This is a genomic window from Helicobacter monodelphidis, assembly GCF_003288845.1.
Taxonomy (GTDB): domain Bacteria; phylum Campylobacterota; class Campylobacteria; order Campylobacterales; family Helicobacteraceae; genus NHYN01.
The window spans coordinates 100737-120177 of record NZ_NHYN01000003.1 but is presented as its reverse complement, the minus strand read 5'-3'; the positions used below and the strand labels follow the sequence as shown (position 1 = coordinate 120177).

Here is a 19441-nt window from a genome sequence, read left to right as displayed (position 1 = left end):
CTTCCTTTAATAACTTTCTGCTCGAACAATGCGATAACGCTTTTGGAGATAGTTTAAAAAAGCATCCTCGACAATTTGTCGCTTCAGTTGTTTAAAATTTGCCATAAAAAAATCTTTTTGCTCTGGAGTTTCCCATTCTTTAAAAAGCTCTTGAGCTTTAATTTGATATAAAATCGCTTTTTCACCTTGCAAAATATAGCCTTTTGAATTTGTGCTATTGAATAAATCGGCTAAAAAATCTAAAGAATCTTCCTCTGAAAGGTTTTTGATTTTCGTGGACTCATCACGCATAATCCAACCAATTGAATCCCCACGAAAATCTTCCAGAGCCTTTTTTGCCGCATTCTCCAATAATGCCATTTGTTTTTGGTGTAAAACATCTGTTGCAACTCTTTCTTTCGCCATCTCAAACGAAAGAGGTGTTGCCTCAACTATTTCCATGAGCTTCAATGATACGAATGCATTCTTAGATTCTACCCACACGGGTTCCATAGCCGATTTAACTGACAAACCTAGTAGCTCTTGCATAAACTTATCTCCAAATTCTGTTTGTATTTGTCGCTCCGTGAATGTCTTTTCTTGTCCTTGTAGGTTAGAATTTTTCTTATATAAGATGAAACGTTCGCGTGCCTTGTTACGTGCTTCATTTGTACGATAATCTTCAATCACCCTGTCTTGAATTTCTTCCAAAGGAATTTGCCTTCCACTTTTGTCAATATAATTACTTTTAAAATCATCGTAATAACGTTCAATATCAGCTTGTGAAGTTTGAATCTCATCTTTTTTAAAAAGATCATAAATCACTTTATATTCTTTTTCTCCCATATATAAAGCTTGATTATTCTCCCAATACTTTTTAAGTTCTTCATCATTGATTTCAATAACAGATTCAGCCTGATGGTTGCGAGTTAAAATATCCATCAAGATTTGGTCTTTCATAAACAAAGAGGAGGCTGCACTCCGCTCTTCAAGGGGGGTCATAATCGGTTCTAAAATACTATCAAGTTTCTTAAGCAGTAAAGATTTGCGCAACGCTTCTTCGTAATCAGCTTTCTTTATGTTGTTTGCTTGTAGAATTTCCGTATACTTTTTTTGGCTAAACAAACCAAATTCATCATAAAAATCTTTGTCTTTGCTGATTTCTCTAGCAACTTCCTCATCGGTAGTAAACAAGCCTATATCGCTTGCATAATTAAGCATTAGGGTTAGATAAATTAAATTGTCCACTGCTCGTTTTTGAATATTCAAGAATTGGGCAGTTTTTTCATCAATATTGCTACCAGTGATTTTACTATAGACCTCGTGCAAACGACTATATTCACGGGCAAGATCACTTTTTGTGATTATAGAATCACCCACTTTCGCAACATAGCCCCCAGCACCGGAGAAACTGTAGACTCCCCAGCCAACAGAACCAGCACCTATAAAGGAAATAGCACTAATCCAAATTGTGACGACAAGATATTTTTTGTGTTTTTGCATCCATTGAATCATTCTAAAACACCCTTAGTATATTCTTCATTTATTTTATCAGACAAGGTTCTTGCAATAAAAGAACAATTATACTCAATTATAGATAAGAAAGGGTTTAAATCTTTTTTGATAGATTTATGACTTCTTTAAGCACAATATTTGTGGGATAGCTTTTAGTTTGCTTGTGTAATTTATCGCTATCCCCATAATAGGTTAAAAATTCCAGTCAGCTGAAAAATCATTAAATTTACTTTCTCCTGGTCGTTGTCCTTTGGGGTAAGCACTTCTTTCTCCTCCACTCATACCCTGCAATTCAGCAAGTTCTCTTTGCTTTGCTTCCCAGCGTTCGCGTTCGCGTTCTTGTGTTTGTATTCCGCGTGGAGAATCTGCCGGAACAGGTGTATAAAGATCATCATAAACATAAGGGTTGTGTTCCCCATATCGAGGGCGAATCTCATCATAATTAATGATATTTTTGGGGCAAGACTCATGATACATTCCTTGAGAGTCATAAAAATTTGTCATTTTTGCATTGTAATTATACGATAAGCCACATTCGTTAGGAATCATGCATCCACCCAATATAAACATTGTTCCAACCGATATTGCTAGAAGTTTAATTCGCATATTTTCTCCTTGAAATTGCCTCTCAATCCTTTGGGATTTAGGTGTTATGACAGTGTTCTAAGCACAAGGAGTTCCACTTTTGTAGTTTTATGTTAATTCTTTAATTTTCTTTGTAATGAGTTCTGTAATTCTTTCCTTAGATTCTGAAGATGAAATACATACACAAGGACAATTTAGCTTCTTTATGAACTTCTTGATTCTTGCTTGAATGTAAAGTAATTTTTCAACCCCACATTCTTCAATTCTATCAGGGATTTTCTGCGACAATCTTTGTCTTAGTTCCGCCTTATCTAATTCAAGTAAGATGACTAAATGAGGAATGTGACAGTGAATGGCGTATTGATTCATTTTTAATAATAATTCTTCATCAATATTATCTGCGTATGCTATTCCTGAAAAAAGGCTACGATCCGAAATAATTAGCTTGTCATTATGAGGGAGAATGATGCGTTCGAAATGTTCTGCACGGTCAGCAAGGAACAAAAAGGTGCGGCATAAAGGGGAAATCTGCCTATGTAAAGCGATTTCACGCAATTCTAACCCTACTTGTGTTCCACCAGGTTCCTTGGTAAAAATTGCATTTGGAAATTTCTGCTTTAAAGATTGAATTTGTGTGCTTTTTCCGCTTGTGTCAATGCCTTCAAGCACTACATACATAACCCTTCTCCTGTAAATAACGGCATACTTCAAAAGGTACTAAGTGGCAAATCTTACCTTGGTGGGTAAGAATGGAACGTACAACAGAGGAACTAATGAAAGCATTTTCTAAGCTAGGCATAAAATAAACTGTCTCTAAATCTTTATTTAATGAGGCATTGGCGTAACCGATTTGTAATTCATATTCAAAATCGCTAACCGCTCTTAAGCCACGCACAAGAACAACAACACCATTTTGTTTAGCAAAATTCGCCAGCAAACAATCAAAACTTTGTACGCTTATATTGCCATCCATGTGTTTTAATGCAATTTCAATCATTTCTTTGCGTTCTTGAAGTGAAAACATCGGTGATTTTGAAGCCGATTCAGCGACAGCAACAATCACTTCTTGAAAGATAGAACTTGCACGACGAATAATATCTAAATGCCCATTAGTGATGGGATCAAAAGTCCCCGGATAAATTGCTTTACGATACATTAACCTTCCCATCGATGAAATAAAGAATGCTCAATCCCTAAAATATCAAGCCATTTTCCAACCCAAAAATTTTCCATCTCCTCCAAAGTCTGAATACCCGCATAATATGCTGCTACAGGAGGGGAGATAATCACTCCAAGGTGACTAAGTTTAGACATATTCTCTAAGGCAATGGCTGAAAAAGGCATTTCTCGAGGAGAAAGCAGGAGTAGCCGTCTTTCCTTAATAAAAACACTTGCAGCTCTTGTTGTTAAATTATCTGCAATGCCATGTGCAATTTTTGCAAGAGTGTTCATGCTACAAGGCACAACTGCCATTGCTTGGCAGACAAATGAACCGGAGGCAACACAAGCACCGATGTCAGAATCATCAAGAAGTACATATTCACGCATAAATTCACGTTCTTTAACTTGTTTTGCACCATCAGTCTCTATGACGAGACATTCTATGTGTGGGGGAATAGCGGCAATGAGTTTACTTCCAAGCGTAACACCACTTGCACCACTTAATGCCACTAAGATTCTTTGTTTCAATCGTATTTCCTTAAGTTATCAATTCCGCTATTATAACACATTTTTTGGAGGGCTTAACATACAGAGATTAAGGAGATTATGTTACAATTACGCCGTATTTTTGTAGGATAATAAGGCTATAATGATGAAAACAATTTTTAGAGAATATGATATACGCGGGATTTATCCACACGAATTGTATGACAAAAGAGTGCAAGCAATTGGTTTTTTGCTTGGCGAACATATTGTAAATTATTTTAAGAAACCTGATTTAAAAGTTGCAATTGGTTATGATGCGAGAGTGCATTCAAAACAGCTTTTTGAGTGGTTGGCACAAGGGTTTGCAAAAGCAGGGGTGGAGGTTTTGAATCTAGGGTTAGTTGCTACGCCTGTTGCCTATTTTACTCTTTTTGAGGGGGGTAAGCAAATCGCTGCATCTGTAATGATTACAGGTTCTCATAATCCTAAAGAATATAATGGTTTTAAAATTACTCTTGATAAAAAACCCTTTTTTGGTGATGAAATTTATGCCTTAGGGGAGGAAGTTGAGAAAATCTTACAGGCAAAAATTTCTACGATTGCGATGACTCATATCACTGAAGTAAATTATTTAGAATGTTACATTCAGTACTTAACTCAAGCCTTTAAACATTTACAAGGTTTGCAAATCCCTTTAACTCTTGACTGTGGTAATGGGGTTGCTGGAGTTGGTATAGCACCCATTCTTAACCGTTTAAATATTGCCTATGATGGGCTTTATATGAATCCTGATGGGGAATTTCCTAACCATCATCCGGACCCAACAGAAGAAAAAAATCTTATTGAAATTAAGCAAAAAGTTACACAAAAAGGTGGTGTGGGTTTTGCTTTTGATGGTGATGGAGATAGGATTGCCGTCATTACACCTAAACGCGTGTTGAAAGGCGATGAGCTAGCGATTATTTTTGCAAAACATATTCCTAATCCTGTTGTAGTGGGTGAAGTGAAATGTTCTATGAATATGTATAACGAGATTAACCGCATAGGTAGGGCATATATGTATAAAACGGGGCATAGTAATATTAAAACAAAAATCAAGGAATTAAATGCATCTTTGGGGGCAGAGGTGAGTGGACATTTATTTTTTAATGACCGATACTTTGGATATGATGACGCAATATATGCTGCTTTACGGGTGCTTGAATTAATGCAAAAAGGCGTTGATTTAGATAGAGAAATAGAATCTCTGCCTGTTTTGTATTCAACTGATGAGCTGAAAATTCAGACTACAGAAGAATCGAAATTTTCTATTATTGCTACATTCAGAGAAAGATTGCATCATCCGCCCTCCTATTTTCCTCCATTTGAAGATGTTATTAATGTTGATGGTGTGAGAATTAATTTTGAGGAAGGCTGGGCGTTGATTCGTGCAAGTAATACGACACCCATGCTTGTCACACGTTTTGAATCTTATAAACAGGAGAATTTAAAAATTTATGAAAAAGCTATGCATCGCTTATTGCAAGAAATCAATAACTCAAGCCAATATAGTTAAATTAATAAATAAAGGAGAATAATTATGGATACAGTTACTCTGAATAGTCCGTGCGATATGCACTTACATTTACGCGATGGTGCAATGATGGAAGGGGTTATTGCCTTTAGTGTTTCGCAATTTTCCGCTGCTGTGATTATGCCTAATTTATTGCCACCACTTAAGAATACAAAATCTGTCAAAGAATATGAATCTCGCATTGTAACTGCTGCGAATTGTGCAGATTTTTTACCTCTAATGACACTTTTTTATCATGAAGGTTTAACTAAAGAAGAATTGACACAAGCAAAGACTGCAGGAATTAAAATTATTAAGCTTTATCCAAGAGGGCTGACAACAAATAGCGATAAAGGGCCAAAACAGCTTTTAAGTTCAAAGAATTTGAAAATTTTTAAGATGATTGAAGATGTTGGAATGATCCTTTCCTTGCATGGTGAAAGTAGTGGTTTTGTTATGGATAGGGAATTTGAATTCTTAGGCGTTTTTGAAGAGTTAGCAAAAATGTTCCCAAAATTGCGTTTAATTTTAGAACATGTCTCAGATGCACGTTCTGTTGATGTGATTGAGCGATACGCAAATACATTTGGAACAATTACGCTTCACCATCTCCTTTTTACGCTTGATGATTTGATGGGTGATAAACTCCAGCCTCATTTATTTTGTAAGCCTTCATTTAAATTGCCAAGAGACAGAGATGCATTAAGGGTTGCAGCATTTAATGCACATCCTAAGTTTTCATTTGGTAGCGATTCAGCTCCACATTTGAGAGAAGATAAAGAATGTCCTTATTGTGCTGCGGGCGTATTTTCAGCCCCTGTATTGTTGCCTGCTTTAGTAGAGTTATTTGAAAAAAATAACGCCTTGGAATTTCTGCAACCTTTTTTGTCTTTGAATGCAACAAGAATCTATCAGTTTAATCCACCTAAACGTGCCATTACTTTAGTAAAAAAGCCATTTAAGGTAGCTAGAGAATACGAGGGTGTTGTTAGTTTTTTGAGTGAAAAAGAGATAAGCTGGTCTATCCAATCATCATTTTAGTATGATTCAAAATATCGATATTGCTGAATATTCAAGTCTTGAATTTGATTGCATCCTTGATGTGCGTTCACCTTCAGAATTTGCTTATTCTCATATTCCAAAGGCAATTAATCTTGCGGTTTTAAGTGATGAACAAAGGTGTATTGTTGGTACGCAATACAAAAAAGACCCATTCTCTGCCCGTATTTTGGGGGCTTCTTATGTTTGTGAAAATATTTCAAAGCTTTTAAAAACTATCTCAGACCATATCCACCCTTCTAAAAAAGTGATACTTTATTGTGCAAAGGGTGGGCAGAGAAGTAACTCTTTAAGTGTGATTTTGAGTGAAATTGGATACAGAATCTACCGCTTGAGGGGTGGGTATAAAAGCTATCGCCAAAAGGTTTGTACTGCTTTGAATTCCCCACCAAACCTTTCTTTTATTACCCTCTGTGGTCCCACAGGTAGCGGAAAGAGCGAAATTATTGCTACTTGTGAATATGGCATCCACCTTGAAGAGTTGGCGTATCATTTGGGTTCTAGCTTTGGGGGTATTAAGGGAACACAACCCTCCACAAAAATGTTTCAAAATTCACTTTTTGAGGAGCTACATAGACAGGAAAGGACAAATGAAAAAATTGCCCTGATTGAATGTGAAAGCAAAAAACTTGGTACAATTATTTTACCCACTCCCCTTGTGGAAGCGTATCAATGCGGATTCAAGATTTATATTGAATCGCCGTTAGAAGATAGGGTTAAACGCATCGTTCAAGAATATGGAGTGATGAATCTTGAATTCTTCTCAAAAGCTATGTCCAAAATTCAAACCTATATGTCTAAAAATGCGTGGAATGCTTGTTATGAAGCTTTTAAGCGAGGGGACTTGGAATCTTGTGCAAGGATCTTATTGCTAGAATATTATGATAAAGTTTATAAGCCGAGTGATTTTCATCTTAAAATCAAGCATACAGACATACAAACAACTTTGCAAAAATTAAACCGGGTTAGGAAAGGAATCCTTAGAGAGTTAGAGCAAAGAGGATAGCGTTGCCTTGCTGTTTAGATTTTTAGTTTGCTTAATGAATAAAATAAAAAGATTCTTTGTGTTATCTAGCATTTTATCGCCGTTGATTCTAGCACAAAAATCATTTTTAGAACAAAAATATAAAATTTTAGCTAACAGAAGGCATACTATTTGAAATTTTGGATTAAGTGTACTCAATAAAGGTTCTAATTTGATAAGATGCAAGTTTGAGTCTGATCGTAAAGAACTTAGTAGACTCATATCTTTTGCTAAATTAATTGCCTAAAGAATATTTTTCTGGTGCGTAATGGCTGTGTAGCTACACAAAATGTTATTTTAAGAATCAATGAATTGTCCGCGATGGGTAGGGCTAGTTTTCTTTAAATTTTAGTTTTTTTCTGCTAGTATATTTTCACCCTTTATTTTAAGGTATCTTAAAAACAACAAGGAAGAAGGATGGAGTTAGCGTTAGAACTTATTGTTCTGTTTGGAGCAATTTTTTTGGGTGTCCGCTTGGGAGGTATGGCGATTGGCTATGCTGGTGGAATTGGCGTAATTTTGCTTTCTTTGGGGCTGGGGTTAAAGCCTGGTGCAATCCCTTGGGATGTTATCTTGATTATTATGTCCGTAATTGCAGCAATTACGGCAATGCAAGTAGCTGGTGGGTTAGATTATATGGTTCAGGTTGCAGAAAAGGTTTTGCGAAAGAATCCTAAGCAAATTAACTATCTTGCACCGACAGTAACTTATCTGCTAACTTTTCTTGCTGGAACTGGACATACGGCGTTTTCTATGATTCCTGTTATTGTTGAGGTAGCTAAAGAGCAAAACATTAAGCCCTCTGTCCCGCTTTCTATTGCAGTTGTTTCAAGCCAAATTGCGATTACTGCAAGTCCTGTGAGTGCAGCAGTTGTGTGGATGTCTGGAGAGTTGGAAAAGTATGGATGGAGTTATCCGATGTTACTTCTTGTGTGGGCAATTACGACTTATTGTGGTTGTATGATTACTGCTTTTATTGTGAGTAAGTTTTCCAATTTAGATCTTTCTAGCGATCCGGTGTATCAAGAACGTTTAAAGGCTGGTTTAATTCGACAAGTTGAAGGTGGAATTCACCAAGTTTCTCTACCTAAAAGTGCAAAAACTTCTGTGATGATTTTCTTAGCCGGTGTCGTATTGGTTGTATTTTATGCAACAAGCATTTCTAATGTAGTTAGAATTCCTATGCTGAATTTTGTGAATGATTTTGTGCCGGTGTATATGGATAAAGAATTAGAATCAGCACGTCTTAAGATTTTAGATAAAGTTCCATTAGGCAATGAACAAGGGATTGAGATTGTGAAGGCTGTGGACACACAAATTGCTTCTGCAAAGCAAAAGTTTTATGCGGCAGATTTCAAAAATGATTCCTCACAGATTGATGCTTATCAAGATGTTTTAAAGGAAACAAAAGCAAACTTGCTACCAATACTTTCAGAGAATGCTGAAGCCAGTAAGGTGATGGAAACTTCTTTAGATTATCTGATTACGAATTCTAATCAGTTTCTTACGGATTATGTGCAAAAAGATGGCATTATAGGAAGCCTTTTTGCAATTGTAAAAAGCTATATTGATCCTGTGCGCTTACCTAGAGATGGGGCAATTATGAGTTTTATGCTTGCTATTGCGACTTTGATTGTAATTTTTTGTAAAGTGGATACAACAAAACTACTTGATACAGGGACATTTAAGGCAGGGATGACAGCTTGTGTATGTGTTCTTGGTGTAGCATGGCTTGGAAATACTTTTGTTGGGGCACATGAAAAAGAAATTGGTCTTCTTGCTGGAAAAATGGTGCAACAGTATCCGTGGCTGTTGGCTGTTGCATTATTTTTTGCAAGTATGCTTTTATATTCACAAGCGGCAACTGCAAAAGCAATTATGCCAACAGTGATTGGTGCCTTGGGGATTACTGCGTTAAATCCTGGAGATTCTTACATTCTAGTTGCGTCTTTTGCGGCTGTTTCTGCGTTATTTGTGTTGCCAACTTATCCTACCCTTTTGGGTGCAGTGCAAATGGATGATACAGGAAGCACAAGAATCGGGAAATATATCTTTAATCATGCATTTATTGTGCCGGGTGTTTTAGCAATTGCAATTACAGTTGCGTTAGGATTTGTTATCGTGCCTTTCTTGGCATAATTTTTGATTGTTTCATTCTATAAATGGTCTTTTATAGAATGGGGCATCTATTTTTGTCTGCAAAATTATCTACTTATTAAAAAAGTTATTTCATTAAAGTTTAGGCGAATAAGCGTTACAATTTTAATTATTTTAATTTTGAAAGGAAAAATATGCTTCGTTTTGCTCCAAGCCCTACGGGGGATATGCATATTGGAAACCTAAGGGCAGCAATTTTTAATTATATTATTGCCAAACAACGCAATGAAGAATTTTTGATTAGAATTGAAGATACAGACAAAGAAAGAAATATTAAAGACGCAGATAGAGAAATTTTGCAGATTCTGACTCTATTTGGTTTATTATGGGATAAACTTGTTTATCAAAGTGCAAATTTGAATTATCATCACCAAATTGCCCATCATCTTTTGCAGACAGGTAAGGCTTTTCATTGTTATTGCACGACAGAATTTTTAAATTCTAAACGCGAAGAGGCACAAAAGCAAAAAAAGGCTTTTCGTTATGATGATTCATGGGCAGATTTGCAAAAAGATGCTAATCAACAACCAGTATTGCGCTTAAGAGGTGCAAATGAAGCGATTTGTTTTTCTGATGAGGTTAAGGGTGAATTGCGGTTTGAGCAACAAGAAATTGAAAGTTTTGTGATTTTACGTCCGGACGGAATGCCGACTTATAATTTTGCTTGTGCAGTTGATGATATGCTTTATGATGTGAGTTTTATTGTACGCGGAGAGGACCACACAACAAATACGCCTAAGCAAATTCTTATCCATAAAGCACTGGATTATCCTAAACAAATCACTTTTGCACATTTACCTATTATCTTGAACGAAGAGGGTAAGAAAATGAGCAAACGCGAGAAAAGTTCTAGCGTTTCTTGGCTTTTAGAAGAAGGGTTTTTGCCTCAAGCTATTGCAAATTATTTGATTGCGATGGGAAATAATCCTCCTACAGAGGTTTTTACATTGCAGGAGGCTATCACTTGGTTTGAGATTAAAAATATTGCCAAAGCCCCTGCAAAATTTGACATTAAGCGATTAAGATTTTTGAATCGTGAGCATTTTAAAAGAATTAGCAATCAAGATTTAGCGTTAATGCTAGATTGCAAAGATGCGGGTGTTGGCGAGTTAGCAAAATTTTATTTACAAGAAAGTAGCACTTTGAATGAATTGCGTGACCATATTCGGAAAATTTTTAGCAAAAAGCAACTAGATAAGCCCGAATGGGAAGAATTCAGAGATGATGCAAGATTGCTTTATTCTGCCTTAAAATCAATTATTGAAGAAAAGCATCTTTGTTTGGCGGATTTTGAGAGTTTTAAAGCAGAGGCGATGAATCGTACGCATCTTAAAGGGAAACGTTTTTTTAAGCCATTGAGAATTTTGCTTACAAATGATTTGAATGGACCGGAATTGAGTGATTTATACCCTTTGATATGGGGGTTTTTGAAAGACATTGTACAAATTGAGGATGAAAAATGATTGTTTTTGATTCATTAATTGTTGCTGTGATTAGCACAATCAGCATTTTGATTACAACCTATACTTGGATTGTTGTTATTTCTGCATTGTTAAGTTGGGTGCGTCCTGATCCTTATAATCCAATTGTGCAGATTCTAAGGAACTTGACAGAGCCTGTCTATAATTGGATTCGCACAAAAATACCAACAAATTTTGCTGGATTAGATATTGCACCCCTAATTGTTATTATTGCTTTACAGTTTATTAATACTTTTATAACATATATGGGAAGAAGTTTATGAGATTTTTTGTCTCTTTGTGCATATTTTGCGTTGTTCTATTTGCAGAAGAGATTATGCGTAACCCCTTATCATCACCACAAAAAAACACTTCTTCTTTCAATTCCAATGCAGTCCCACAACAAATTTTGGCGGACTCAAAGCATAGAGATTCTCGCTTAAGACAGAAACAAAGAATCACGCTTGATTTTTTACGTAATCAGCGCAAGGGAATCGTGCGAGATTTTTACATTTGGTTATTTTTAAAGCAAGATATTTCTAAGGCGGATGCGGATGCGGCACATAAGCTTGTTCATCGCCAAAATACACAACTTTTTGGCTTGTATTATAAAAAGGGCAGCAACCAAACATTAGGACGTAAAACGATTTGTGAGCGTATGACACTTAAAGATCTTTTAAGACAAGATGCAAAATGTATTAGTTATGCGTTGACTCTAAAAGATGCTGCAACACTCCCTAAAGGGGAGCTTGCTTCTCTTTCGCGTAAGGTTAAAAAAGTGAATCCAGAGCTTTCACAACAATTGGGTATTCTTGCTGCGAGAAATCCGATTCAGGCTTTATTAAATGCAGACCCTGCAATTTTCGCATCTGTTTTTGATGGTGTTCCGCTTGATTATCGTTTAAAGCAATTTGAAGCAAAAATCCCTGCCAATAAGATTAATCATCTTGCCAACCAAAAAAGCAAAAAATTTTGGCGACTTTTAAGAGTGATTATAATGAATCCACAATATCCAAAGTTACAGGCAAGTATTGCAGAGGTTAATAATATCACTGCACCTGATGCGATTACTCTTTTTTACTTGGGTTTGAATGCGTTTAAGCATCAGAGAAAACAAGCTGCTTTGACTTATCTGGAACGTTCTGCAAAGAAATCTCAAGACCCTATTATGCGTGATAGAATTAATTTTTGGTTTTATATGATAACACAGAATGTGGAGTATTTGCAGAAAGTTTCTCGTAGCGGTTATCCAAATATTTACTCACTGTATGCGACAGAAAAGCTGAATGTAGCACCTGCTTTTCGTATCGTATATGATATTTTACCGCCAAATGTTAAAGTTAAGAATACCCAATGGGATATTACCGACCCCTTTGAGTGGCTGAATATGCAAGAGAGAATTCGTGCTGGGGAAGATAGCCTAAAACGCATCAAAGCGACTTTGCAAACAAAAGAAACAGAGCCACATTTAGCCCTTGCTTTAAGGAGAGAAAATCAATTTAGAATTCATTATTATATTCGTCCGTATCGGGAATTGTTTGAGAGGTATAGCCAAGATAAACAAGCTTTGTTGTATGCTATTTCTTTGCAAGAGAGCTTTTTTATTCCTGCCTCTGTTTCTATATCCTATGCTTTGGGTATGATGCAAATTATGCCTTTTAATGTAGAATCCATTGCAAAAAAGTTGAATGAGACAAGATATTACACAGATATGTTTGATCCAGCGATTAATATTAAATACGCAGAATTTTTATTGAGGGATTTGGAGCAAGAATTCAAAGAGCCACTTTTTATTGCGTATGCATACAATGGCGGTTCTGGTTTTGCAAGAAGAATATTAAAGCAACCGATTTTTTCTAAGAAAAATCCTTTGGACCCCTGGTGGAGTATGGAGTTTGTGCCTTATGAGGAATCTCGAAACTATGGGCAAAAAGTGATGACAAACTATATTATTTACCAGCGGTTACTAGGAAAAAATATCACGACACAAGAAGCCTTGCAAAGGTTATTGCGATAAAATTAAGTCTTTTGTATAGCGTTGATTAAACCATTGTAAAGTTTTTTCTTATTCGTGTCTTGCTCCTGATTTCCTGTGCTTTTGAAATTTTTGAGTGTATCGTGTAGATACTCTAAAATTTCATTCTTAATTGCTTCTCGATTTGTGCCATTAAAGTAGTTTTGTGTAAATAATTGTTTATGTCCAGCAAAAGATTCTAATAACCCTTGTGCTTCTTGTAAGCTCTCTTTGACCTGCTTGAAAATAAAGGGGGTAACGATATTAATTGGTTTAATGCCCTGTCGTTGTGCCTCGTTTACCATTTCTTCAGCAATGTCCCCAGCACCTGCTTTTTGCATTTTTTCTTTCCAATCGTCAAGTAATTTATTTGATTTTTCTTGAAGTTGAATATCAATCAGAATATCGTCTTGATGTTCTTGTGCGGAGGCTTGTTGATAATGATGCTCTCTCATTGATTTAGCTCCTTTAATTGTTTGTGAATGCTTTAAAGCAAAAAATATACCAAATGATAAAATCTTTAAGGAAATTATGTCTATAATTAGAAGTAGTTTTATTATGTTAAGGAGTAGTTGTGAATTATATGATTAAAATTTTTGTGATTTGCCTTAGTGCAATGACGATGTTGTGGAGTGCTGCTCCAGAACCCAGTCATTCAAAAAAAGGAATGGTTGTGTCAAGTCACCCGTTAGCGGATAAAATTGGACAACAAGTTCTTGATGATGGTGGGAACGCTATTGATGCGGCGGTAGCTGTTGGTTACGCGTTGGCCGTTGTGCATCCTGCGGCAGGAAACATTGGTGGCGGTGGATTTGCATTGATTCATCTTGCAAATGGTGAAAGTATTGCTTTAGATTTTCGTGAAACTGCTCCTTTAGCTGCAACACGTGATATGTACTTGGATAAAAATGGAAATCCAATCGAAAATTCTAGTGTTTTTGGCTATCTTGCAGCGGGAGTTCCAGGGACAGTGGCAGGAATGAGTGCTATGCTTGAAAAATATGGTACGAAGGATTTGGGTGATTTAATCTCACCTAGTATTGATATTGCTAATGATGGGTTTATTGTTTCTTATCGTCAAGAACAGACAATGAAAGAAATGAAAAATGAATTTGCAAAATTTGAATCAAGTAAAAAATATTTTTTAAAGAGTAATGGGGAAACCTATAAAGATGGTGAGTTATTTGTTCAAAAAGATTTGGCAAGAACACTTAAACTTATTGCCAAGCAAGGTAGCGATGCATTTTATAAAGGTGAAATTGCAGATTTAATTGAAGCAGATATGAAGAAAAATCATGGAATTATCACAAAAGAAGATTTGGCACAATATAAAGTTTCCTGGAGGACGCCTGTAAAAGGAACATATAGAGGTTATGATATTGTTTCTATGCCTCCTCCTAGTTCTGGCGGAGTGCATGTTATTCAAATATTGAATGTACTTGAAAATGCGAATTTGAAAAAAATGGGCTTTGGTAGCTCTGATACTATTCATTTGATGACGGAGGCGATGCGACAAGCTTATGCTGATCGTTCTGAATATATGGGTGACCCTGATTTTGTGAATGTGCCTGTAGAAAAGCTAATAGACAAAGCATACGCAAAAAAAATCTATGCAAAAATTGGTAAAAAGGCGACCTCAAGCACAAAAATTAAACCCGGTTTGGGTAAAATTTCTTTGGAGAAGCCAAATACAACGCATTATTCTGTTGTTGACAAGGATGGGAATGCAGTGAGTGTAACTTATACAATTAATGGCTCTTATGGTTCTGCGGTGGCGGTAGATAAGGCTGGATTCTTACTTAATAACGAAATGGACGATTTTTCCATTAAGCCTGGTGTTGCAAATATTTATGGTTTAGTGGGTGGTGATGCGAATGCGATTGAACCCAAAAAACGTCCTCTTAGTTCTATGACACCAACTCTTGTTTTAAAGGATGGTAAGGTTGTTATGGTGGTAGGAAGTCCGGGTGGTTCTCGCATTATTACAACTGTTCTGCAAGTGATTGTGAATGTAATTGATCATGGAATGAATGTGAGTGAAGCAGTTTTTGCTCCTCGTTTTCATCACCAATGGCAACCTGATGAAATTCGTGTAGAGAAAGAAACCGCACCTAAAGATGTTGTAAATGCACTTAAAGCAAAGGGGCATAAGCTTTCTGTTGAACCTTATATGGGCGATGTTAACGCAATTATGTTAATGCCAGACGGGGAAACACAGGGAATGTCTGACCCAAGACGTGAATTTTAGAATATTGACGGGCAGGCTATTTATTGTCTGCCCTTCTAAGTAAAATTTCTCAAGAGGTTATATGAAAGAAGCATTGCAGGATATTATAGATTTACTAAAAAAATATAATTTTGAAGAACAAATAATCAATAATCAGGTGTATTTTTTCTTCCATCGTCGATATTATCGCTTTTTTATTGATGATTCATTTTTATGGATTCAGTGTGCAAATACGATTCAAGATTTAGAAAATGGGAATCTTGAAGAATGCGACCAGTATCAAATGAAGGGTATTTCAGCAGAGAAATTATTAGTAGAAATTAAAGAAGTGATTCTTAAAAAATATGTAATCCCTACCTTACCAGTTTACGGAAAGCGAAACCAAAGTTTTGCTAAGGCAGTGCACTTTGACAATTTTTGTCCACAAGATTATGTTATTTTGGACATTCGCCAAACGCAGGATTTTTTAGAACGACATTTACCTTATGCAGAGCACATTGATGGCTATGAGAAGTTGATAAAAGTTATTGAAGAGAATGTGGAGAAAAAGATTCTCTTGCAGTGTTACAGTGGACATACGGCATCACTTCTAGGTAATGATTTAGTGCTTTCTGGTTATAAAAATATTTATTTTCTTGATGAGTATTTGGAGGATTTTTGGACTTTATAAATTTCGATTAATGAATGCTTATTGTGCTTATGTTATAATTTAGCATTGTTTAAATCATTCAAACTAAGGGAATTAGATGAATATCGCGGTTGTAGGTAGCGGATACGTAGGGCTTGTGAGTGGAGCTTGTCTTGCAGAAATGGGCAATAGGGTCGTTTGTGTGGATACAAATGAGCAGAAAATTCAGGCTTTAAGAAAAGGGGAAGTTCCTATTTATGAGCCAGGCTTACAAGAAATGGTTGTACGTAACCAAAAACGTGAACAGATTCTCTTTACTACTTCTTTAAAAGAAGCATTGAGTCGTTGTGAAGTTCTTTTTATTGCAGTTGGAACACCGATGGGTGAGGATGGTGGTGCAGATTTGCAATATGTTTTGGGTGTTGCAAAGGAAATTGGTGTGTTGCTTGAATCCCCTTTGGTTGTTGTGAATAAATCAACTGTTCCCGTTGGAACAGCTGATAAGGTTGAATCAACAATTAGATCAGAGCTAAACAAACGCAATATAGATATTTCTTTTGATGTTGTAAGCAATCCAGAGTTTTTAAAAGAAGGTGCAGCGATTCAGGATTTTATGCGTCCAGACCGTATTGTGGTGGGGGCAAAAACAAAAGAAGCTTTCGCGTTGATGCGAGAAGTGTATGCACCTTTTATTCGTAACCATGATCGTTTAATTGAAATGAGTGTAAGAAGTGCAGAGATGACAAAATACGCGGCAAATGCGATGCTAGCACTTAAAATTAGCTTTATTAATGAAATTGCAAATATTTGCGAGGCTGTTGGTGCAGATGTGAATGAAGTTCGTATTGGCATTGGGAGTGACAATCGTATTGGCTATAGCTTTATCTATCCAGGTTGTGGTTATGGTGGAAGTTGTTTCCCTAAAGATGTAAAAGCTTTGGAGAAAATTGCTAAAGATGTGGGTGTAGAATCTAAAATGATTACGGCAACAAAAGAGACAAATCAAGCACAAAAACAGATCTTATTCCGTAAAATTCAAAGCCATTTTAAGCATTTAGAGGGACGATTGTTTGGAATTTGGGGTTTAAGCTTTAAGCCTGAAACAGATGATATGCGTGAAGCAAGTTCAATCGATTTAATCCATGCATTGTTGAATGCTGGGGCTAGGGTGGCGGTATATGACCCAAAAGCAATGAAGGAAGCACAGGAGTTTTATTTTAAAGGTTTGCAGGGCATTGAATACAAGAAGAGCAAGTATGAGACATTAGATTCTGCAGATGCGATGGTGCTTGTTACGGAATGGAAAGAATTTAGGAGTCCCGATTTTTATGAAATTAAAGCGAGATTGAAAAAACCGGTTATTTTTGATGGACGGAATCAATACAATCCGCAAAAAATGCAAAAATTTGGAATTTCTTACTATCAAATCGGCACAAAGGCAATTCTTCAAAAGGAGCATATGTGCGAATAGCTTTGTTTTGTTTTTGCTTGTTGTTTTTATCCGGTTGTGAGGTGTATCATAATGCTATGCAACCCGATGTCGTCGCAGAAAAACATATTCAATCAACGCGTAAAGGTGAAATTCTTAACGGCTTACAGACTGAGGCAGTTTTTTTGGTTACTTATTTGAATGAAGCTTACCCTAAACAGTTTGACAAGGAAGCAGAGTATTTTTTTGTGGATATTTATATCACAAGCGATTCTTTAGAATTAGATAAAAGGGGTTTAATGAACCCCTTATACTCTATTCGCCTTGATGGTATTGAACCCATTTCTATTCGACGTTTAAATCGGGACGATGTTGCACATTATGGTTTTGTAAATATCTCTCCATGGGGAGGGTATTTTCTTGTTACTTTTCCAACACAACAACAAAAAAATAAGCAACCTCTAACGTTAACGCTTTTTAAAAAGGGATTAAAGGAAAGCAATTTAATTTTTGATGTAACAAAAAACAATACTCTTAAATCCCTTAGAGGTTTATAGTGCGTTTAGACCTTTATTTAGCACAAATATATGATTTTTCGCGCCAAAAAGCAAAAGAGTTGATTGAGTCAGGTAAGGTTAAGGTATGTGGCAGAGTGGTTTTAAGACCCTCTTTTCAGATTCAAGATAAAAAGTCTGAAATTGAAATTGATGAATCTGATATCTATGTGAGTCGTGCGGCATTAAAGCTGAAAAATTTTTTACAGAATAATCCAATTGAAATTCTCAATAAACGTGTGTTGGATATTGGTTCTTCTACTGGAGGGTTTGCACAAATTTTGCTTGATTATGGGGCTTTGGAAGTGGTTTGTGTTGATGTGGGTAAAGAGCAGTTGCATAAGAATTTAAGAAATAATCCTAAAGTGTGCTTGTTTGAGCAAACAGATATTCGCCATTTTGATTCTAGCCCCTTTGAGCTCATTACTTGTGATATTTCTTTTATCTCTTTAGCTTATATTTTAGGAGATATTTATCGACTTTGTAGCCATGAGGCAGTTTTATTGTTTAAGCCACAATTTGAAGTGGGTAAGAATGTTAAGCGGAATGCAAGAGGTGTTGTGCAGGATAAACAATCCTGCTTAATTGCTTTAGAATCCATACAGAGGCAAATTTCTGCATTGGGTTTTAAGATATGTTGTACGCAATCTTCTATGTTAACAGGAAAGAATGGGAATGAAGAGACTTTTATCCATATCGCAAGATAGCTCAATTACCTCAATTGTAATTGGTAAATTCGATGGATTACATAGGGCACATAGGAAGCTTTTTTCGTATCTTGATGGGGGCGGTGCGATTATTGTTATTCATATGGCACAGGAGAATTTAACGCCCGGTGAGATGAAGCAGGAATTCACCTCATATCCTATTTTCACAATAGAATTTGATGCCATCAAGCATTTGAGCGGTGAAGATTTTTTTTCTCTTTTATTGCAAAATTTTCCTTGTCTTCAAAAAATTATTGTTGGTTATGATTTTCGCTGTGGTAAGAATCGGAGTTTTGGGGCTGAAGATATTCAAAGGGTTTTTAAAGGGGAAGTAAAGATTGTTCCAGAGATTCACTATAAGGGACGTGCTATTCATGCAACAGACATTCGCCAACTGTTAATGGAGGGCAAAATTTATGAAGCTAATGAACTTCTGGGACGTGCGTATTTGATTGAGGGAAAAATTATTCGTGGACAAGGGTTAGGTAAAAAAAAGCTGATACCTACAATTAATCTAGATATTCATACTTTTTTACTTCCTAAAGATGGCGTATATTGCAGTTATACGCAAATCAAAGATACTCTTTATTCTTCTATCACCTTCATTGGAAAACGTGTAACGACGGACCATCATTTTGCGGTGGAAACGCATTTGCTTGCACCAATGATTTTAGAAGAATTTTACCATCTTCCAGACAATGCGAGCCTATTTTTCTCTGAAGCACAATTATCAAGTTATGCAAGGGTGCATTTTCTGAAGTATTTACGGGCAAATCGTAAGTTTAGTTCTTTGAAGGATCTAAGGAAACAAATTAATGTTGATCTATTGGAAGCAAAGGTATTCCATAGGGAACATCGTTCTCTTTTTTATAATATTTGGTTCGCTAGAGAATATTAAACCTTT

19 protein-coding genes are annotated in these 19441 nt (G+C 36.1%); 13 read left to right on the top strand and 6 right to left on the bottom strand.

Annotated elements, in window-relative coordinates; translation table 11 throughout:
• Window positions 1-6: 6 nt before the first annotated feature.
• The 5 genes from CCZ01_RS02450 to CCZ01_RS02430 form a co-directional block, all read right to left on the bottom strand.
• On the bottom strand, window positions 7-1494 hold the full coding sequence (locus tag CCZ01_RS02450; protein ID WP_112051648.1) for a peptidylprolyl isomerase: 1488 nt from the start codon (window positions 1492-1494) through the stop codon (window positions 7-9).
• Window positions 1495-1686: 192 nt separating this feature from the next.
• Entirely contained in the window at window positions 1687-2100 is a 414-nt protein-coding gene (locus CCZ01_RS02445) for a hypothetical protein (RefSeq protein ID WP_112051647.1), read from the bottom strand.
• Window positions 2101-2187: 87 nt separating this feature from the next.
• On the bottom strand, window positions 2188-2757 hold the full coding sequence (gene tmk, locus CCZ01_RS02440; RefSeq protein WP_112051646.1) for a dTMP kinase: 570 nt from the start codon (window positions 2755-2757) through the stop codon (window positions 2188-2190).
• Entirely contained in the window at window positions 2741-3235 is a 495-nt protein-coding gene (gene coaD / locus CCZ01_RS02435; RefSeq protein WP_112051645.1) for a pantetheine-phosphate adenylyltransferase, read from the bottom strand. Before coaD ends, tmk begins: the two co-directional genes overlap by 17 nt.
• Complete coding sequence (locus CCZ01_RS02430; protein ID WP_112051644.1) at window positions 3235-3768, bottom strand: UbiX family flavin prenyltransferase; 534 nt, start codon at window positions 3766-3768, stop codon at window positions 3235-3237. Before CCZ01_RS02430 ends, coaD begins: the two co-directional genes overlap by 1 nt.
• 124 nt (window positions 3769-3892) lie before the next feature.
• On the opposite strand from CCZ01_RS02430, the gene CCZ01_RS02425 reads away from it, so the two are divergent.
• The 7 genes from CCZ01_RS02425 to CCZ01_RS02395 all read left to right on the top strand — a co-directional run bounded on the left by CCZ01_RS02425 (window position 3893) and on the right by CCZ01_RS02395 (window position 12995).
• Window positions 3893-5281 (top strand): phosphomannomutase/phosphoglucomutase, encoded by a 1389-nt coding sequence (locus tag CCZ01_RS02425; RefSeq protein WP_112051643.1) that lies wholly within the window; start codon window positions 3893-3895, stop codon window positions 5279-5281.
• 24 nt (window positions 5282-5305) lie between these two features.
• A complete protein-coding gene (pyrC, locus tag CCZ01_RS02420) occupies window positions 5306-6319 on the top strand; it encodes a dihydroorotase (protein ID WP_112051642.1) in 1014 nt (337 codons plus the stop codon).
• 1 nt (window position 6320) lies between these two features.
• Window positions 6321-7343, top strand: coding sequence for a tRNA 2-selenouridine(34) synthase MnmH (gene mnmH / locus CCZ01_RS02415; RefSeq protein ID WP_112051641.1), 1023 nt, complete (start codon window positions 6321-6323; stop codon window positions 7341-7343).
• A 435-nt stretch (window positions 7344-7778) separates the two neighbouring features.
• Complete coding sequence (locus CCZ01_RS02410; RefSeq protein WP_112051640.1) at window positions 7779-9500, top strand: anaerobic C4-dicarboxylate transporter; 1722 nt, start codon at window positions 7779-7781, stop codon at window positions 9498-9500.
• Between the two features lie 152 nt (window positions 9501-9652).
• Complete coding sequence (gene gltX, locus CCZ01_RS02405; protein ID WP_112051639.1) at window positions 9653-10981, top strand: glutamate--tRNA ligase; 1329 nt, start codon at window positions 9653-9655, stop codon at window positions 10979-10981.
• Window positions 10981-11262, top strand: coding sequence for a YggT family protein (locus tag CCZ01_RS02400; RefSeq protein WP_112051680.1), 282 nt, complete (start codon window positions 10981-10983; stop codon window positions 11260-11262). The genes gltX and CCZ01_RS02400 overlap by 1 nt, the downstream gene beginning before the upstream one ends.
• Window positions 11259-12995, top strand: coding sequence for a lytic transglycosylase domain-containing protein (locus CCZ01_RS02395; RefSeq protein ID WP_112051638.1), 1737 nt, complete (start codon window positions 11259-11261; stop codon window positions 12993-12995). Before CCZ01_RS02400 ends, CCZ01_RS02395 begins: the two co-directional genes overlap by 4 nt.
• A 2-nt stretch (window positions 12996-12997) precedes the next feature.
• On the opposite strand, the gene CCZ01_RS02390 is transcribed toward CCZ01_RS02395, so the two are convergent.
• A complete protein-coding gene (locus tag CCZ01_RS02390) occupies window positions 12998-13447 on the bottom strand; it encodes a hypothetical protein (RefSeq protein WP_112051637.1) in 450 nt (149 codons plus the stop codon).
• A 128-nt stretch (window positions 13448-13575) separates the two neighbouring features.
• Between CCZ01_RS02390 and ggt the strand changes: the two genes are divergently transcribed.
• The 6 genes from ggt to CCZ01_RS02360 all read left to right on the top strand — a co-directional run bounded on the left by ggt (window position 13576) and on the right by CCZ01_RS02360 (window position 19435).
• Window positions 13576-15240, top strand: coding sequence for a gamma-glutamyltransferase (gene ggt / locus CCZ01_RS02385; RefSeq protein ID WP_112051679.1), 1665 nt, complete (start codon window positions 13576-13578; stop codon window positions 15238-15240).
• Window positions 15241-15301: 61 nt separating this feature from the next.
• Window positions 15302-15889, top strand: coding sequence for a rhodanese-like domain-containing protein (locus tag CCZ01_RS10795; RefSeq protein WP_258436419.1), 588 nt, complete (start codon window positions 15302-15304; stop codon window positions 15887-15889).
• A 76-nt stretch (window positions 15890-15965) separates the two neighbouring features.
• Window positions 15966-17318, top strand: coding sequence for a UDP-glucose dehydrogenase family protein (locus CCZ01_RS02375; RefSeq protein WP_112051636.1), 1353 nt, complete (start codon window positions 15966-15968; stop codon window positions 17316-17318).
• Window positions 17309-17833, top strand: a complete 525-nt coding sequence (locus tag CCZ01_RS02370; RefSeq protein WP_112051635.1) for a hypothetical protein — start codon at window positions 17309-17311, stop codon at window positions 17831-17833. The genes CCZ01_RS02375 and CCZ01_RS02370 overlap by 10 nt, the downstream gene beginning before the upstream one ends.
• A complete protein-coding gene (tlyA, locus tag CCZ01_RS02365; RefSeq protein ID WP_112051634.1) occupies window positions 17833-18537 on the top strand; it encodes a 23S rRNA (cytidine-2'-O)-methyltransferase TlyA in 705 nt (234 codons plus the stop codon). The genes CCZ01_RS02370 and tlyA overlap by 1 nt, the downstream gene beginning before the upstream one ends.
• Window positions 18506-19435, top strand: a complete 930-nt coding sequence (locus CCZ01_RS02360) for a bifunctional riboflavin kinase/FAD synthetase (RefSeq protein WP_181566280.1) — start codon at window positions 18506-18508, stop codon at window positions 19433-19435. The genes tlyA and CCZ01_RS02360 overlap by 32 nt, the downstream gene beginning before the upstream one ends.
• The last annotated feature ends 6 nt before the right edge of the window (window positions 19436-19441 follow it).

Bases quoted from the DNA above. Each gene is read 5' to 3' on its own strand.
- CCZ01_RS02450 (WP_112051648.1), bottom strand. From the start codon at position 1,494: ATGATTCAATGGATGCAAAAACACAAAAAATATCTTGTCGTCACAATT.
- CCZ01_RS02445 (WP_112051647.1), bottom strand. From the start codon at position 2,100: ATGCGAATTAAACTTCTAGCAATATCGGTTGGAACAATGTTTATATTG.
- tmk (WP_112051646.1), bottom strand. From the start codon at position 2,757: ATGTATGTAGTGCTTGAAGGCATTGACACAAGCGGAAAAAGCACACAA.
- coaD (WP_112051645.1), bottom strand. From the start codon at position 3,235: ATGTATCGTAAAGCAATTTATCCGGGGACTTTTGATCCCATCACTAAT.
- CCZ01_RS02425 (WP_112051643.1), top strand. From the start codon at position 3,893: ATGAAAACAATTTTTAGAGAATATGATATACGCGGGATTTATCCACAC.
- pyrC (WP_112051642.1), top strand. From the start codon at position 5,306: ATGGATACAGTTACTCTGAATAGTCCGTGCGATATGCACTTACATTTA.
- mnmH (WP_112051641.1), top strand. From the start codon at position 6,321: ATGATTCAAAATATCGATATTGCTGAATATTCAAGTCTTGAATTTGAT.
- CCZ01_RS02410 (WP_112051640.1), top strand. From the start codon at position 7,779: ATGGAGTTAGCGTTAGAACTTATTGTTCTGTTTGGAGCAATTTTTTTG.
- gltX (WP_112051639.1), top strand. From the start codon at position 9,653: ATGCTTCGTTTTGCTCCAAGCCCTACGGGGGATATGCATATTGGAAAC.
- CCZ01_RS02395 (WP_112051638.1), top strand. From the start codon at position 11,259: ATGAGATTTTTTGTCTCTTTGTGCATATTTTGCGTTGTTCTATTTGCA.
- CCZ01_RS02390 (WP_112051637.1), bottom strand. From the start codon at position 13,447: ATGAGAGAGCATCATTATCAACAAGCCTCCGCACAAGAACATCAAGAC.
- ggt (WP_112051679.1), top strand. From the start codon at position 13,576: ATGATTAAAATTTTTGTGATTTGCCTTAGTGCAATGACGATGTTGTGG.
- CCZ01_RS10795 (WP_258436419.1), top strand. From the start codon at position 15,302: ATGAAAGAAGCATTGCAGGATATTATAGATTTACTAAAAAAATATAAT.
- CCZ01_RS02375 (WP_112051636.1), top strand. From the start codon at position 15,966: ATGAATATCGCGGTTGTAGGTAGCGGATACGTAGGGCTTGTGAGTGGA.
- CCZ01_RS02360 (WP_181566280.1), top strand. From the start codon at position 18,506: ATGAAGAGACTTTTATCCATATCGCAAGATAGCTCAATTACCTCAATT.